Annotated in this window: 16 protein-coding genes; 7 read left to right on the forward strand and 9 right to left on the reverse strand. The window is 61.0% G+C overall.

All coding sequences use genetic code 11. The annotated features are described in order from the left end of the window. The first annotated feature begins 166 nt into the window (after positions 1-166). A complete protein-coding gene (locus NKH57_RS08875) occupies positions 167-640 on the forward strand; it encodes an aminoacyl-tRNA deacylase (protein WP_023757652.1) in 474 nt (157 codons plus the stop codon). Positions 641-696: 56 nt separating this feature from the next. Here NKH57_RS08875 and NKH57_RS08880 read toward each other — a convergent pair whose 3' ends face one another. From NKH57_RS08880 to NKH57_RS08890, 3 genes are all read right to left on the reverse strand, one after another. Continuing rightward, positions 697-1509 (reverse strand): DUF2189 domain-containing protein, encoded by an 813-nt coding sequence (locus NKH57_RS08880; RefSeq protein WP_352943562.1) that lies wholly within the window; start codon positions 1507-1509, stop codon positions 697-699. A gap of 470 nt (positions 1510-1979) precedes the next feature. Beyond that, positions 1980-2909, reverse strand: coding sequence for a heme o synthase (locus NKH57_RS08885; RefSeq protein WP_352943564.1), 930 nt, complete (start codon positions 2907-2909; stop codon positions 1980-1982). A 188-nt stretch (positions 2910-3097) separates the two neighbouring features. Next, positions 3098-3478, reverse strand: a complete 381-nt coding sequence (locus tag NKH57_RS08890) for a c-type cytochrome (RefSeq protein WP_023757655.1) — start codon at positions 3476-3478, stop codon at positions 3098-3100. A 571-nt stretch (positions 3479-4049) separates the two neighbouring features. Between NKH57_RS08890 and NKH57_RS08895 the strand changes: the two genes are divergently transcribed. Beyond that, positions 4050-4328, forward strand: a complete 279-nt coding sequence (locus tag NKH57_RS08895; protein ID WP_352943566.1) for a hypothetical protein — start codon at positions 4050-4052, stop codon at positions 4326-4328. Between the two features lie 433 nt (positions 4329-4761). On the opposite strand, the gene NKH57_RS08900 is transcribed toward NKH57_RS08895, so the two are convergent. Beyond that, positions 4762-5007 (reverse strand): hypothetical protein, encoded by a 246-nt coding sequence (locus NKH57_RS08900; protein ID WP_352943568.1) that lies wholly within the window; start codon positions 5005-5007, stop codon positions 4762-4764. A 153-nt stretch (positions 5008-5160) separates the two neighbouring features. On the opposite strand from NKH57_RS08900, the gene NKH57_RS08905 reads away from it, so the two are divergent. Further along, positions 5161-5592, forward strand: coding sequence for a cupin domain-containing protein (locus NKH57_RS08905; RefSeq protein ID WP_352943570.1), 432 nt, complete (start codon positions 5161-5163; stop codon positions 5590-5592). A 78-nt stretch (positions 5593-5670) separates the two neighbouring features. Here the strand turns inward: NKH57_RS08905 and NKH57_RS08910 are convergent, their stop codons facing one another. Further along, positions 5671-6126 (reverse strand): carboxymuconolactone decarboxylase family protein, encoded by a 456-nt coding sequence (locus NKH57_RS08910; protein ID WP_352943572.1) that lies wholly within the window; start codon positions 6124-6126, stop codon positions 5671-5673. 270 nt (positions 6127-6396) lie between these two features. Here NKH57_RS08910 and NKH57_RS08915 point away from each other — a divergent pair, with 270 nt between their 5' ends. Together NKH57_RS08915 and NKH57_RS08920 are read left to right on the forward strand one after the other, a co-directional pair. After that, entirely contained in the window at positions 6397-7155 is a 759-nt protein-coding gene (locus NKH57_RS08915) for a copper homeostasis protein CutC (RefSeq protein ID WP_023757660.1), read from the forward strand. Beyond that, on the forward strand, positions 7152-7649 hold the full coding sequence (locus NKH57_RS08920) for a GNAT family N-acetyltransferase (RefSeq protein WP_031259644.1): 498 nt from the start codon (positions 7152-7154) through the stop codon (positions 7647-7649). Before NKH57_RS08915 ends, NKH57_RS08920 begins: the two co-directional genes overlap by 4 nt. 43 nt (positions 7650-7692) lie before the next feature. On the opposite strand, the gene NKH57_RS08925 is transcribed toward NKH57_RS08920, so the two are convergent. From NKH57_RS08925 to NKH57_RS08940, 4 genes are all read right to left on the reverse strand, one after another. Next, on the reverse strand, positions 7693-8715 hold the full coding sequence (locus tag NKH57_RS08925; RefSeq protein WP_023757662.1) for an acyltransferase family protein: 1023 nt from the start codon (positions 8713-8715) through the stop codon (positions 7693-7695). A gap of 253 nt (positions 8716-8968) precedes the next feature. Then, entirely contained in the window at positions 8969-9766 is a 798-nt protein-coding gene (locus tag NKH57_RS08930; protein WP_352943575.1) for an FAD binding domain-containing protein, read from the reverse strand. A 115-nt stretch (positions 9767-9881) separates the two neighbouring features. Beyond that, on the reverse strand, positions 9882-12230 hold the full coding sequence (locus NKH57_RS08935) for a xanthine dehydrogenase family protein molybdopterin-binding subunit (protein WP_352943577.1): 2349 nt from the start codon (positions 12228-12230) through the stop codon (positions 9882-9884). A 104-nt stretch (positions 12231-12334) separates the two neighbouring features. Beyond that, positions 12335-12835, reverse strand: coding sequence for a (2Fe-2S)-binding protein (locus NKH57_RS08940; protein WP_023757665.1), 501 nt, complete (start codon positions 12833-12835; stop codon positions 12335-12337). A 199-nt stretch (positions 12836-13034) separates the two neighbouring features. Here NKH57_RS08940 and NKH57_RS08945 point away from each other — a divergent pair, with 199 nt between their 5' ends. Then, a complete protein-coding gene (locus NKH57_RS08945; RefSeq protein WP_352943579.1) occupies positions 13035-14285 on the forward strand; it encodes an FIST N-terminal domain-containing protein in 1251 nt (416 codons plus the stop codon). Positions 14286-14299: 14 nt separating this feature from the next. Next, positions 14300-15640 carry a hybrid sensor histidine kinase/response regulator gene (locus NKH57_RS08950; protein WP_023757667.1) on the forward strand — a complete coding sequence of 447 codons (1341 nt, stop codon included), beginning with the start codon at positions 14300-14302 and terminating at the stop codon, positions 15638-15640. Positions 15641-15707 lie beyond the last annotated feature (67 nt).

A 15707-nucleotide genomic window follows, 5' to 3' on the forward strand; every position in this document is an offset into this window, starting at 1 on the left:
CGGTTTTTGCTCCACCGATCTTCGTTTCGAAAAAGATCTTGCTCGAACAACAAGAGAGCCGATCCCGACTTTCGGAACAGAACAGGCTCTGACATCGGAAACGACATAAGCGGGATGATTGCCGTCGTTTCCCGATGCGTCGCAAACTCCGGCAAGGGAGGCCAAGATGACGATCGCGAACAGACTGAAGGACTTCATCGACGGCAAGGGAATTCCCTACGACACCGTCGCTCATCATCGCACTTCGACAAGCAGGCAGGCGGCAATAGCCGCGCATGTGCCCGGCAGCATCATGGCGAAATCCGTGGTCGTTCACCACGAGCTTGGCTATGCAGTGGCCGTGGTTCCGAGCACCCACAGGATCGAGCTCGGCACATTGCAAGACGTCATGGACAAGCGTCTCGGACTCGCCTCCGAAGACGAGATGGCTTCGCTCTTCGGCGATTGCGACACCGGCGCGATCCCGCCGATCGGCGCGGCCTACAATGTGCCAGTGATCGTCGATGAAAGCCTTGGCGACGCCACCGACGTCTACTTCGAAGGCGGCGACCATAAAACGCTGGTGCATGTCAGCGGCAAGGATTTCCGCAACCTGACGATGGGTGCCTACCAGGCCCGCTTCAGCCACGCCGCTTACTGACGGCTTCGATCATCCCGCACCGCACTCTCGCCGGCGCGGGATGGGGCAGAACGTTCTCAACTCGCCGATCTGGAGGGCGGCTCCACGACCTTGCGGTAGACATGCCAGGTGGCGTGACCGAGAATCGGCAACACGACGGCCAGCCCGGCGAACACCGGCAGCGAGCCGATGATCAGGGCGACGGCGACAATCAGCCCCCAGACAGCCATGGTGATTGGGTTCGCCAGCACCGCGCGCACCGAGGTGTGGATGGCCTCGTAAGCGCCGACGTCGCGGTCGAGCAACAATGGGAAGGCGATGACCGTTGTGCACAACACGACCGCAGCGAAGACGAAGCCGATGGCGTGACCCAGGATGATCAGCGTCCAGCCACGTCCGGTGGCGAATATTTCGTTGATGAAGCCGGATATCGATGCCGGCGGTGCCGGGCCGAAGAGATACTGGTAAAATAGCTGGGCGGTCAAAAGCCATGTGATGAAGATTGCCAGCAGCATGATCCCGACCGCCGCGATGGCCGGGAGCGCCGGAGAATTCCTGACCTCGAAAGCGTGCCTCCAGGAGGTGTCGAGTCTGGCTTCCCGTCTGCGGCTGATTTCATAGAGACCTATCGCCGCAAAAGGGCCAATCAGCGCAAAACCGGAGACGAGCGGAAACAACAACGGCAACGCATTGGCACCCGACGTCCAGACGGCGAGAACGACTCCCACCAGCGGATAGATCAGGCAGAGAAAGACGATGTGCGACGGCTTGACCATGAAATCGTCGACGCCACGCTTGAGCGCGTCGAAAAGGTCGGAAACACCGATTTTTCGAATTTTGGTGTGCTCCAGCGTATCGCTGGCGCCTGCTATCACATGAAAACTTGTCATGACCGTTCCTCCAGAGCGGGTCCGGTAAGGTCGCGGTTTCACGGTGCTGCCGTTCTACATGACTGGCCACGCAAAACCGCGACCTGCACCGCAACCAACATACTCTTTTGCCAGGGACTTGTCGCCCTTTGTCGGAAGAACTTGTCGGAAGAACTCCGCCGGCTAGCTCTGATGGGTCTTTTCCGATATTCTCACACAGCGCCGCGCGTCCTTTTTTTGGGGCGCGCAAAGGACGCTGTACCGCGTTGGCTGGCGCATGATCCTTGCCGAAAATCGATTCCGATTTTCAAGGTTCATGCGACGAGTCAAAGGTGAATGCCATGGACGGAAGGACGCTTCTCATACTCGGCCTTGGCATAGTCGCCCTGCTGATCCTGGGATTCTGTGCAATACCATCGTGATCGCCGAGCCGGTCCTGGCAATTACCGACCTCTCGCTCGTCAAGTATTCCAAGAACGGCGGTCAGGCCGTCAACCTGGCATGAACGCCCGCATTGCGATGGTGTCGGCAAGCAGCATGGCAAAGATCGCAAAAAGATAGAAAATCGAGAAGGCGAACAGCGCCTTCGCAGTCTTCATCTCCGCGTCTGGAGCGGCCAGGACCTTCCAGGCGTGCCAGATGAAACCTGCGCCCAATGCAGCCGAAACAAGTCCATAAAATACGCTCGCGAATCCAGCCGCCCAGGGCAGCACGCCGATTGGCGCCAAGAGCAGAGAATAGGCGAGTATCTGTTTTCTGGTCGACGCCTGGCCGGCCACGTTTGGCATCATCGGGATGCCGGCAGCTGCGTAGTCGCCGACCTTGAACAACGCGAGCGCCCAAAAATGCGGCGGCGTCCACAGAAAGATGATCAGGAACAGGATGACGCTTTCGATGCCGATCGCGCCAGTGGCGGCCGCCCAGCCAATGACAGGAGGAAGGGCACCTGCCGCGCCGCCGATGACGATGTTCTGCGGCGTCGAGCGCTTCAGCCACATCGTATAGATGACGACGTAGAAAAAGATGGTGAAGGCCAGCAGCGATGCGGCAAGCCAGCCAACTAGAACGCCGAGCGTCATGACCGAAAGCGCGGAAAGCACCAAGCCGAAGCCGAGCGCTTCACCCGGCGTGACGCGGCCCGACGGAACCGGCCGTTTTGATGTGCGCGACATCAGCGCGTCGATATCGGCGTCGTACCACATGTTGAGGGCCCCGGCCGCTCCTGCTCCGATCGCAATCGCACCGATTGCAATCATGGCGATGACCGGATTCATCGCGCCAGGCGCCGCCATCAGGCCAACGAAAGCAGTGAATACTGCAAGCGCCATGACCCGCGGCTTCATAAGCGTGAAGAAATCACCCGCCGTCGCTTCCGAAAGGCGGATGCCGGTATCCTTGATGCGGCTTTCCCTAGTCGACATCGCAGACCGATGGAAGCAGGCAACCCAATGCAAGTCGCTCAAAAGCGGACGCGACGCGCATTAGGCCACGATCCCGAACTGAAGGCGCGGGCGTGCAAAAACTGGAACACGGTTTTTGCTCACGTTGCCCTCCGGTCCGGATAGACCACGACAGGACAAGCGGTTAGCCATATTGCGGAGGAGCCACGTCACTTGGAGAACGTTTTCAGATAGGCAATGACGTTGGCCACGTCTGCATCGTTCTTGAGGCCGGGAAACGCCATCTTGGTTCCTTTGACCATGGCTTTGGGATCGTGAAGATAGGTGGTCAGTGTTGGCTCGTCCCATTTGACGCCTGATTTGCCGGCCGCAATCATGGCATCAGAATATTTGAAATCCGGATGCGTACCGGCGGTCCGGCCGATGACGCCGTGCAGCGATGGTCCGATCTTGTTCTTATCCTCGTCTGCGATGTGGCAGACCTTGCATTTGGTGAAGACCTTCTCGCCAGCCGCAGCGTCCTGAGCCTGCGACGGATTGGCGGCGAAGGTTGCAACGGACACGACGGCGAAAAATGCGACCAAGCGCATGACTTTTTCCTCCCTATCGTCAAATGTGCCTGAGACGATCCGCACATGCCGGTACCAACAGAAATGCGCCTTTCACGGCAGTACAGATTGTCCGCTTCTCCCATATGGATTGCGACACCTATATAGCACGGAATCTGGCCGGCAGGTAGAAGAGGCTTACCGTCCAAAGGTTTAGGCGGTCTGCAGCATAGCGAGCGAAACCGCGCGTTCCTCAATTTCGGTTTCGGAGTGCGCTCGTCGATGATGTCGCGACGCCAGGCCTCCGCGCTTTCACCAGAGCAGGCATATGCCCTGCCTTGGCTTCTGCGATCTCGTCAGGATTTCTTCTCGCCGTTTGGATTGGGCACCGGTGCCTCTCGCACGTCTCGCGGTGGCGGTTCGACATGTTCAAGTTCTGACGGTGCTTTTTTGTCGCGATGGACAGGTAGCTCCTTCGGTTCGGGGCTCGGTGGCGGTTCCTTGATCGTGTTGGACATGATCCAGTTAACCGGATCGCCGGTCTCTTGTTCCCGTCAGGAGCTTAAAAACTGGAAGCCGGAGGAACCGGGGGCGTTGAAGAGCGTTCTGTCGCATGCTCAAGAAAATCGCCCTCGCCGCCGTGTTGGTCCAGGTTGCCGCCTTTTCGGCTCTCATAACCCAAACGATCCTTTTTGCGTCCGCGGCCACCCAAGCTGCCAGTACGCAGCCCAGCGATCCTGTTGCTGTCACCGGGGAAGGATGCGCCAAGGCGACGCCCCAAGATTCCCGATCTGAAATATTTCCAATCCAAAACACGCCCGATCATTGCCTTAAGCGAATTGAGCCGAGGAAGCTTATCACGACGACCTTGATTATCGCCGGGCAACAATAGCCCAGACTTGGATCGATCTTCCAAGGCTCAGGCAGCCCACCACCAGCCCTTCACCCGTCGGCGCTGGCCATCTCTCCTCATCGCCAATCCACCCAATTTAAGTCAGGGCGCTGTGCTTGAAAGCGCAACGATCTCTGCTACTTGCGACGCGGGGCTTGTGCATTTGGGTTCGACAAAAATTGGCAATGACTTCCGTGAATATGGAATGTCCGCACTGTCACGGCAGCGGCAGGATATTCGACTGTTCCAAATGGTATGCGTCAAACGGCCATTGCTGCCCGCAAGGCACCCATCGGATCGGTTGCCCCGGAAAGACGATCGCATGCTCGGGATGTGCCGGCCTGGGGACGCTGGCAGAATCTGTGCTGAGTGCCGTCGCGTAGCCCTCGATCGGATCGCATGACGAGCGCGGCTCCGACGCGTCCGGACTATCTTACTCCGGTGGTGGTTCTTCAGGTGGTGGCGTCAAAACTGTGATGTCCATTCTGGCGATCTTGGATGCCGCGCGACCTTGCGCACCAGAATCCACGTCGCCGCTTGCGGCAACCATGATTTTGGCGAGATGTCCAACGGCGTCCGCGCTGCGGCCTGGCGAAAATTCTTCGCTCGTTTCCGGCTTTCCCACCGCTGTCTGTTTTTCCGATACTTGCCGATGTTGATTTGCAATTGCGGCGATCATTCGAACCTCCTGTTGCAACACCCGAATATTATATTAGCGCTGGCTGTTGTGAGGCTGACCTGGCAAGTCCGCCGGCAGTCAGGAGGCGTGAAGACAGCGCTACCTTGCGTGCATCTGACCACCGCGCAATGCTGGCGCCAAGGGGAGAGAATCATGCGAAAAATTCTGGTGTCGGGGCTGCTGCTCGCGGCGGCCTTTTCCGTAAATCCGGCTCGGGCGCTGGACAGCAGCGGAGCGCCCGTCGTGGTGACGCCACTGGCATCGCGCACGACGACCGCGTCCGGTCAGCCGATCATGCTGCCGCAGAAGAACGTGCAGGTGCTGGTGTCGACCTATGACATCGCGCCAGGCGCGACTTTACCGGTTCACAGACATCCCTTCCCGCGCTACGCCTATGTCCAGGCTGGAACGCTGAAGGTCACCAATGTCGAGACCGGCAACAGCAACACCTACAAATCAGGCGATTTCATTATCGAAATGATCGGTCAGTGGCATCAGGCCACCAATATCGGTGATATCGAGGTCAAGCTACTGGTCATCGATCAGGTCGAGGAAGGCGCCAAGAATACGGAACTGCGCCAGTAGCGGCCAAGGCGATATCCGCGCCCAGATGTCAGGAGGTGTGCCGCGCGTCACAGTGCACCGCCCCACCCCCGTGCAAGGCTAGCCCCAACTACCGACCATCTGCCTCGTGGTGGCGTTCAGCCGGTTGAAGGCGTTGATGAGCGCAATCTGGATGACCAACGCGGCCAGCGCCTTTTCATCATAATGCCGGGCGGCCTCGTCCCAGACATCGTCCGGTACCGCGTCCGGCCGGTCGGCGAGCCGTGTGCCGGCTTCAGTCAGCGCAAGGGCCGCGCGTTCGGCGTCGGTGAAGTAAGGCGTCTCCCGCCATGCCGCCAGGGCAAAAATGCGCTCGTCCTTTTCGCCGGCCTTCTTCAACTCGCGGGAATGCATGTCGACGCAGACGGCGCAGTTGTTGATCTGGCTGGCGCGCAGATGGATGAGCTTGCGGGTGACATAGGGCAATTCGGCTGACTCGGTCGACATGTCCAGCGCCAGCAGCGCCTGCACGGAACCGGGAATGAGCATCACCGGGTTCTTGATTCTTGCTTGCATGGTCTTTCTCCTTTGAGGTGTTCGTCGGGACGTGTTTTGCCGACCCGGATGCAAGGCATCCGAGGTTGTGAATTTGAAAGGATTGTCGGCCGCAACGCCGCGCTGCCACAGGAAACCAATAACCACATGGCTATGGGTTTACCCATAACTCAACAGTTATGAGAGTCAAGCAGGAAATGTCCGCTGGCCCAAAATGGCGGCGCTGTTCGCGCTTTCACACCAACCGGCCCAATGCTAGGGCTGGCGGCGACATCATGGATTGGATAGCCCTTGACCAGAGAAACTCGCCTGCCGCTGATCGAAATCTGTGTCGAAGGTATCGACGGCCTTCTGGCAGCACAGGCTGCCGGCGCCGACCGGGTCGAACTGTGCGCCAGCCTCATTGAAGGCGGCATCACGCCGAGCCTCGGCACCGTGCGCGCCGCCCTAGACCAGGCGACCGTGCCATTCCACGTCATGGTGCGGCCGCGCGGCGGGGATTTTCTCTACAGTGAGAACGAGTACGCATCGATGCTCGCCGATGTCTCGGCGCTGCGCGACCTCGGCGTACCCGGCGTGGTGTTCGGCTGCCTGAACGGCGACGGCACCATTGACGAGGCGCGCATGAGCGAACTGACGCAGGCTGCCGGGGCCTTGAACGTCACCTGCCACCGCGCTTTCGACATGACGCGTGACCCGGCCGAGGCGCTCGAAGCGCTGATCCGCAGCAAGGTCGGCCGCGTGCTGACCAGCGGCCAGCGTGACACCGCCATCGAAGGCTTGCCGCTGTTGGCGGATCTGGTGCGGCAGGCCGGCGATCGCATCGTCATCCTCGGCTGCGGCGGGCTCGATCTCGGCAACATTGCCGAAGTGCGCAGAAAAACCGGTCTGTCCGAAATGCATTTCGCCGCCCTCAGGGAGGTGCCGAGCGCCATGGATTATCGCAACCCCCAGGTCGGCATGGGCGGCTCCGACCTCGACCGCGAGTATCGCAACACACTGACCGACACCGACCTGGTGGCAGCCACCATCAAGGCAGCCAAGGCATGATCACAATCCCTGCCCCGATGACCCGCGTATCCGCCGAAGACGAAGCGCAGATCCTGGCGCTCAACAACGAGCATGCCGCAGAACTGTCTTGGCTCGAGCCCGAACGGCTCTCCTTCCTGCTTGGGGAAGCATTTTACGCGCGCCGCATCGGCGATCTCGAAGCGTTCATCATGACTTTTGATCAGGACGCCCGTTACGACAGTCCGAATTTCTTATGGTTCCGCGAACGCTACGAGCGCTTCATCTATGTCGACCGCGTCGTCGTCGCGGCGCAAGCGCGTGGCCGCGGTCATGCCCGCCGGCTCTATCAGGACCTGTTCGGCCATGTTGAGCGCGCCGGCCACACGCTGGTCACCTGCGAAGTCAACATCGACCCGCCGAACCCCGCCTCGGATGCCTTTCACGCCGCCCTCGGCTTTGCCGAAGCCGGCGACGCCGTGATCTATGGCGGCAAGAAAGCGGTGCGCTATTACGTCAGGTCGCTGCAGGCATAGACAGGCCGAGCGCACCGCAAAACGCCTGAACGGCTCGATTGCCTCACCAATTGCGGTTGAGCCATTCACGAGCGGGGCGCTCGATGACGTAGTAGCTGCAGAGCGCGCAGGCAAAGACGCCGGCGAGCATCAGGACCGGCGCACTGCCTTGCTCGTAGACGAATTTGTAGAACGGCTGCTGCCACAGATACAGCGAGTACGACCACAGGCCCAGCGTCGCCATCGGCCAGGAGGACAGCAATCCGGAAAAATAGCGCGGGCTGAAATCGAGCACATTGACGGCCAGAGCCAGCAGCGGGACGGCGAGGAGATAATGGATCGGCGTCGGCACCGGATCGAGGAACAGCAGAACGGCACAGATCGATGCAGCGAGCGCCACATGCTTGCCTGTCATGATCGACGGCAGCCTGCCATCGGCCTTGAGCAGGCAGATCGAAGCCGACAGCAGGATCGACGCGATGTGCACGTCGGTGCGCCAATAAGTGGTTTCGTAATCCATCCCGAGGACCCAGTACGAAACCGCGCCGTTGGCCATGGCAAGCGAGGCCAGCGCCAGGAGCAGTACGACGACGCGGGAGCGCGTTGAGACGATCACGCTGATCAGCGCCAGGATGACATAGGCATGCTCCTCGATGCAAAGCGACCAGATATGGTCGAGCGCCCCTGCCCGCGTCACCAGAATGCCGGCATAATTATACGTGAATGTCAGTGCCGTCAGCGCCGCCTTCCACTTGAAGGAGATGAACGTGCTGACGAGCGCAATCATCGCGACGATCACAAAAACCAGGAGAGCCGGGTAGATGCGGGAGAACCGGCGCTTGAAGAATTTCTTCAGCGGATAACGTTCGATGAACAGGATCTCGCCCATCAGCCGGCCGCTGAGCACGAAGAAGAATTCGACGCCCAGTACGCCGAGATTGATTCCGGGGACAGGGAAAAAATGGCCGATCAGGACCAGCCCGATTGAAAGACCACGCCAGCCGTCGAGATAGGCCAGTCTTGTTCGGGCCGGTCTGTCGGCGGCGGATCGAGACGGAACGACATGCGTCGAGGAGATGTCGGTCATGCCGATCCTTTCGCATTTAGGCATGCGAAAGGGCACGGCGGTGAACCGCGCCGACCCGGCTCGCATTCCCGCCCCAGTCCATATTGCAGTGCAAGATAAACTTGTGCAAGTGCGAGATTGCTGCGGATCAGACCGGCCGAAGGGTCGACCGCAATTGTCTCAAGCAAAGGGTTGGTGCGCGAACTGGACAACGACAGTTGCAACACACAAAAGGGGCCAATGAGGCCCCTTTCGTTGTTCGCAGCTGATCGTATCAGGCGTTGGCGGCAGCCACCGCGCGCTTGGCCATCACCGCGATCAGATTGGCGCGATAGTCGGCCGAGGCATGGATGTCGGTCATCAAATTCTTCGCCGATACCTTCACGCCATCGAGCGCCGCGACCGCGAAATTCTTGGCGAGTGCGGCCTCGATCTCCTTCGATCGGAAGACGCCGTCGTCACCTGCACCGGTAACGGCAACGCTGACGCCATCCTTGCCCTTGGCCACGAACACGCCAACGATGGCGTAGCGCGATGCCGGATTGCGGAATTTTTCATAGGCCGCCTTGGCCGGCGCGGTGAAGGTGACGGCGGTGATGATTTCGCCATCCTTCAACGACGTCTCGAACAGGCCCTTGAAGAACTTGTCGGCCGCGATCTGGCGCTTGTTGGTGACAATGGTGGCGCCCAACGCCAGCAGCGCCGCCGGATAATCGGCCGCCGGATCGTTGTTGGCGATCGAGCCGCCGATCGTCCCCTTGTGGCGCACCGCCGGATCGCCGATCAGCGATGCCATATGGGCAAGCGCCGGACAGGCCTTCTTCAGCTTCTCGTCGTTGGCGACAGCGTGATGCGTGGTGGCGGCGCCGATGGTGACCGTCTTGCCCGATACCGTGACACCCTGCAGCTCCTTGATCCGTGACAGGTCGACAAGGTCGGACGGTGCGGCGAGCCGCGTCTTCATTGCCGGGATCAATGTCATGCCGCCCGAAAGCAGCTTGGCGTCGCCCGTCTTGACCAGCTTGGCGGCATCGGCGACCGAGGCGGCACGGTGATAATTGACTGAGTACATTTGTCTTTCTCCCCTGGGTGAAAGAGCGAATAGGGAGGAACGATTAGCGAATAGGATTTGTCCCGTCGCACCGCCTTCTCTTCCCGATTCGCTACTCCCTATTCGCTATTCGCATTCAATGTTTCGTCGCGCGGATCGCTGCCCACACGGTGGACGGCGTTGCCGGCATGGCGAGATCGTTGCTGCCGATGGCGTCGGTGATGGCATTGATCACCGCCGGCGGCGAGCCGATGGCGCCGGCTTCGCCGCAGCCTTTGATGCCGAGCGGATTGCCCGGGCATGGCGTGTTCGAGGTCGAGACCTTGAACGATGGCAGGTCGCCGGCGCGCGGCATGGTGTAGTCCATGTAGCTCGCGGTCAAAAGCTGGCCGCTATCGTCATAGTGGGCGCCTTCGAGCAGCGCCTGGCCGATGCCTTGCGCAAGCCCGCCATGCACCTGACCCTCGACGATCATCGGGTTGATGATGTTGCCGAAATCGTCGGCGGCGACGAACTGGACGATCTCGGTCATGCCGGTTTCCGGGTCGACCTCGACCTCGCAGATGTAGCAGCCGGCAGGGAAGGTGAAATTCGACGGATCGTAGAACGCCGTCTCCTTCAGCCCCGGTTCCATCCCGCCCGGCAGATTATGGGCGGTGTAGGCGGCGAGCGCCATCTGGAACCACGGCACGTTCTTGTCGGTGCCGGCGACTTTCAGCGCGCCGTTCTCGATGACGATATCGCTCTCATCGGCCTCGAGCAGATGTGCCGCGATCTTTTTGGCCTTGGCTTCGACCTTGTCGAGCGCCTTGACGATCGCCGACATGCCGACCGCGCCCGAGCGCGAGCCGTAGGTGCCCATGCCCATCTGCACCTTGTCGGTATCGCCATGGACGATCGAGACGGAATCAAGCGGCACGCCGAAGCGCTCGTTGACCAGTTGCGCGAAGGTCGTCTCATGCCCCTGGCCGTGGCTGTGCGAGCCGGTCAGCACCTCGATCGTGCCGACGGCATTGACGCGCACCTCTGCCGATTCCCATAGGCCGACACCGGCGCCGAGCGAACCAACCGCAGCGGACGGCGCGATGCCGCAGGCCTCGATGTAGCAGCTCATGCCGATGCCGCGCAGCAGCCCCTTCTTGGCGGCGGCGGCCTTGCGCTTGGCAAAGCCAGCATAGTCCGACGCCTTCATTGCCGCATCGAGCGAAGCCGCATAGTCGCCGGCGTCATAGCACATGATGACCGGCGTCTGGTGCGGGAACGAGGTGACGAAGTTCTTGCGGCGCAACTCGGCGGGTGAAACGCCGAACTGTCGCGCGGCCGTCTCCATCATGCGTTCCATGACGAAGGTCGCTTCCGGCCGCCCTGCCCCGCGATAGGCATCGACGGGTGCGGTGTTGGTGTAGATCGCCTTCACATTGGCGTGGATCGCCGGGATGTTGTACTGGCCCGACAGCAGCGTCGCGTAGAGGTAAGTCGGCGTCGCCGACGAAAACAGTGACATATAAGCGCCGAGATTAGCCTTGGTTTCGACCTTGAGGCCGAGAATCTTGTGATCCTTGTCGAACGCCATTTCGGCATGGGTGTGATGGTCACGGCCATGCGCATCGGTGAGGAAACTCTCGGTGCGGTCGGCCACCCATTTGACCGGCACGCCGGTCTTCTTAGATGCCCATAGGCAGACGATCTCTTCGGGATAGATGTAGATTTTCGAGCCAAAGCCGCCGCCGACATCTGGCGCGATCACGCGCAGCTTGTTTTCCGGCGCGACGTTGTAGAAGGCGCTCATCACCAGCCGCGCCACATGCGGGTTCTGCGAGGTCGTCCAGCAGGTGTAATGATCCTCCGCCTTGTCATAGTGGCCAAGCGCCGCGCGCGGCTCCATGGCGTTGGGAACCAGCCGGTTGTTGATGATGTCCATCTTCACGACGTGGGCAGCCTTCTCGAAGGCCGCGGCCGTATCGTCGGCATTGCCGATATCCCAGTCGAAGATCAGATTGTTGTCGGCTTCCGGGTGGATCTGCGGCGCACCCTTGTCCATCGCCCTGGAGGCATCGACGACGGCCTTCAGCTCCTTGTAGGTGATCTCGACCGCCTCGGCGGCATCACGCGCCTGCCCCTTGGTCTCGGCGACGACGATCACGACCGCATCGCCGACATAACGGACGCGGTCGAAAGCCAGCGGCGACCACGCCCCCATCTTCATCGGCGAGCCGTCCTTGGAGTGGATCATCCAGCCGCAGATGATGTTGCCGATACCGTCGGCCTTGAGTTCCTTGCCGGTCAGCACGCCGATGACGCCGGGCATGCCTTGAGCCTTCTTGACGTCGATCTTCTTGATCTGCGCATGCGCGTGCGGGCTGCGCACGAAGGCGGCATGCTTCATGCCTGGAACCACCATGTCGTCGACGTAGCGGCCGGCGCCGGTGATGAACCGTTTATCTTCCTTGCGCGCGACCCGAGCGCCAACACCTTCAATGCCCATCAGAAATTCCTCCCGGTGAATAGTGAATGGTGAATTGATGAATGGTCGAAATGGAGGAGGAGCCCGCGGCCACTCTACTCACCATTCACCATTCACTATTCACCCTAGGCAGCCTGTTTCGCCTTGCCCTTGGACGCCTTGGACATCGTCTTCGATGCAGCGAGGATCGCCTTGACGATGTTGTGGTAGCCGGTGCAGCGGCAGATGTTGCCTTCGAGCTCGGCCCGCACAGTCGCCTCGTCGAGGCCTTCGGGATGGCGGTTGATCATATCGGTCGCCGTCATGATCATGCCTGGCGTGCAGAAGCCGCATTGCAGCCCATGATGTTCCTTGAAGGCGGCCTGCACCGGATGCAGGTCGGCGCCGTTGGCCAGGCCTTCGATCGTCACGACGGTCGAGCCGGAGGCCTGCGCGGCAAGCATCGTACAGGATTTGACTGCCTTGCCGTCGACATGAACGACGCAGGCACCGCATTGCGAGGTGTCGCAACCGACATGCGTTCCGGTAAGGCCGAGATTTTCCCGCAGGAAGTGAACCAGAAGCGTTCGGTCTTCGGCAGCACCGCTGACCCGTTTTCCGTTCACCATCAACGAAACATCCGACATGGTCCCTCCCTGGGTATCAACCTTGGTCATCACGCTGCCGACGCGGTGTTGGCGCGTCAACCCCATGCATTATTCGTACACCGCACAACGGACAAAAAACAGCACGTCGCAAACGCGGCACATTATACTTTCGGTCATGGCCACGCCCCACCCTGCAATCCCGGCCTGCCCATTGCCAAAACACAGATTGAAGGCAACAATGTTTGTCGACGCGGGCGCCAAAGCACACAAAAAACAGGGCGCGCACAAAAACGCGTCGGAGGAAACGCGGAGAACATCGCTGGCCAATTCACGGACGCGCTATGCATGCGGCCTGTCGGCGCTCACCACGGACGAGCCCGACATGGAGGCGTTCGCCAGGGCGATCGCGCTGGAGGCAGCCGTGATCGACGCCGGCTTTGCGCTGCTGTTCTTTTCCCAGAACCTGGTCGAGGCCAGCGCGCTTTCCCAGGCGCTCATGACCCACGCACCGGCCCTCCATCACGCTGGCTGCTCGACCGCCGGCGAGATCACGCCGCAAGGCCTCGAGGATGGCCACGTGCTCGCCATGCTGCTTCCGTCCGCCGTGTTCACCGCCGTCAGCGTGATGGTCGACAATTTGTCGTCGTCGGGCATGGACATCATCACCAGTGAGGTCGAGGCCTTGCGGCGGTCGCTGCGCGCGCGCCTGGGTTGCGATCGCACCCAGGGAACGTTCGCGCTCTGCTTCATCGACGGACTTTCCTATGCCGAGGAAGCGGTGAGTTCGGCCATCCATTGGGGCCTAGACGACATACCGCTGCTTGGCGGCTCGGCCGGTGACGATCTGAAATTCGAGACGACGCGCCTCATCTCGAACGGCAAGGTCACCTCCGACAGCGCCATCATCGTACTGGTAGCAACCGAAATTCCTTTCCATGTCTTCAAGACCGACAATTTCGTTCCAACAGACGAAAAGCTGGTGGTGACGTCGTCAGATCCCGATCACCGCATCGTGCGCGAGTTCAATGCCACCAATGCCGCGGAGGAATATGCCGCTTCCGTCGGCATCGTCGCGCAGATGCTGACGCCGCTGAGCTTTGCTTCGCATCCGGTGGTGGTGAAGGTCGGCGGTGAATATTACTGCCGTTCGATCCAGAAGATGCATCCCGACGGTTCGCTGTCGTTCTTCTGCGCCATCGACGATGGCGTCGTGCTGTCGATCGCCCAGCCCAAGGACATGATCGAAGCGACGCGGGCGGCACTGCGCGATGTCGAGGAGAGGCTTGGCGGCATCGACATGATCCTCGGCTTCGACTGCGTGCTGCGCCGGCTGGATGCGCGCAACCGGCAAGTGTTTCGCGACATCTCGGAACTCTACCGGGTCAACAATGTCATCGGCTTCGGCACCTATGGCGAACAGTACCGGTCGATGCATCTGAACCAGACTTTTACCGGCATCGCCTTCGGCGAGCGCCAGGCGGCGGAATAAGGCGGCGGAATACGATGCCGCTGAGGGACATAAACGATCTTGAAAAGCTGAAGAAGATCAACGCGGCACTGGTCAGCCGCGTCGAACGGTCGATGGACCAGCAAGGCAACGCCTTCTCGCTGTTCCAGACAGCGATTTCGCTGGAAAACCGGGTGCGCACGCGAACCGAGGAACTGCACTCGACCTTGCGCCGGCTGGAGCAATCGAACATCGACCTCAGCGCCGCCAAGGAAAACGCCGAACTGGCAAACCTGTCCAAGACAAGGTTTCTCGCCGCCGCCAGCCACGACGTGCTGCAGCCGTTGAACGCGGCCCACCTCTCCGTTTCGGCGCTCGCCGAAGTGCAGACCAGTGACGAGGGCAAGAAGCTGGTGCGGCAGGTCGAGCGCTCGCTGGAGACGATGGAGGACCTGCTGCGCACGCTGCTCGACATCTCCAAGCTCGATGCCGGCGTGGTGCAGCCCGACATAAGCGACGTCAGCCTGGAGGCGCTGTTCTCGTCGCTGCGTTCGGATTTCCAGCCGGTGGCGGAACTGAAAGGACTGTCGCTGAAGTTCCGGCCGGTCAATGCCGTGGTCCGCTCCGACCGCACGCTGCTGCGCCGCATCCTGCAGAACATCCTTTCCAACGCGCTGGGCTATACCCGCTCGGGCGGCGTGCTGGTCGGCACCAGGCATCGCGGCGACACCATCCGCATCGACGTCGCCGACACCGGCTGCGGCATCCCCGACGACCAGCGCGAGGCGGTGTTCGAGGAATTCCATCGCGGCACCTCGTCCGCCAATGCCGAACTGGACGGTGGCGGTCTCGGCCTCGGACTTGCCATCGTGCGCCGCATGTCCAGCGCGCTCGGCCATCCCGTGACGTTTTCATCGAAGGTCGGGCGCGGCACCATCTTCCACATCGATGTTCCCGTCGGCTTCGGCGCCCCGGCCGCCGCGATCGCCAGCCTTGCCGACATGGAACGGCCCCGCGGCTATGGGCTGTTCGGCACCAAGGTGCTGCTGGTCGAGAACGATGTCGAAGTGCTGCAGGCCATGATCTTCCTGCTCGAGCGCTGGCAATGCCTGGTGCGGGCCGCGACCTCGACCGACGATGCCCTCGACATGCTCGGCGACACCGACTGGGTGCCCGACATCGTCATTGCCGACCAGCATCTCGACGGCGGCGATCTCGGCACCGCGACCATCGCCGAAGTTCGCGACTATCTCGGTCGCGCCGTTCCGGCGCTGATCGTCACCGCCGACAGTTCCGAAGCGGTCGCCAAGGCGGCGCGTGCGGGTGGCATCGAACTTATGCGCAAGCCACTGAAGCCGGCGCAGTTAAGGGCACTGCTGGCGCATTTGCTGGCTTAGGGCGGAACTACGGTGACAAGTGCGCATTTGCCTGGCAACCGAAACCCGATGGCGACTGTCGGCGTTT

This window comes from Mesorhizobium sp. M1050 (assembly GCF_040318715.1).
Taxonomy (GTDB): Bacteria; Pseudomonadota; Alphaproteobacteria; order Rhizobiales; family Rhizobiaceae; genus Mesorhizobium.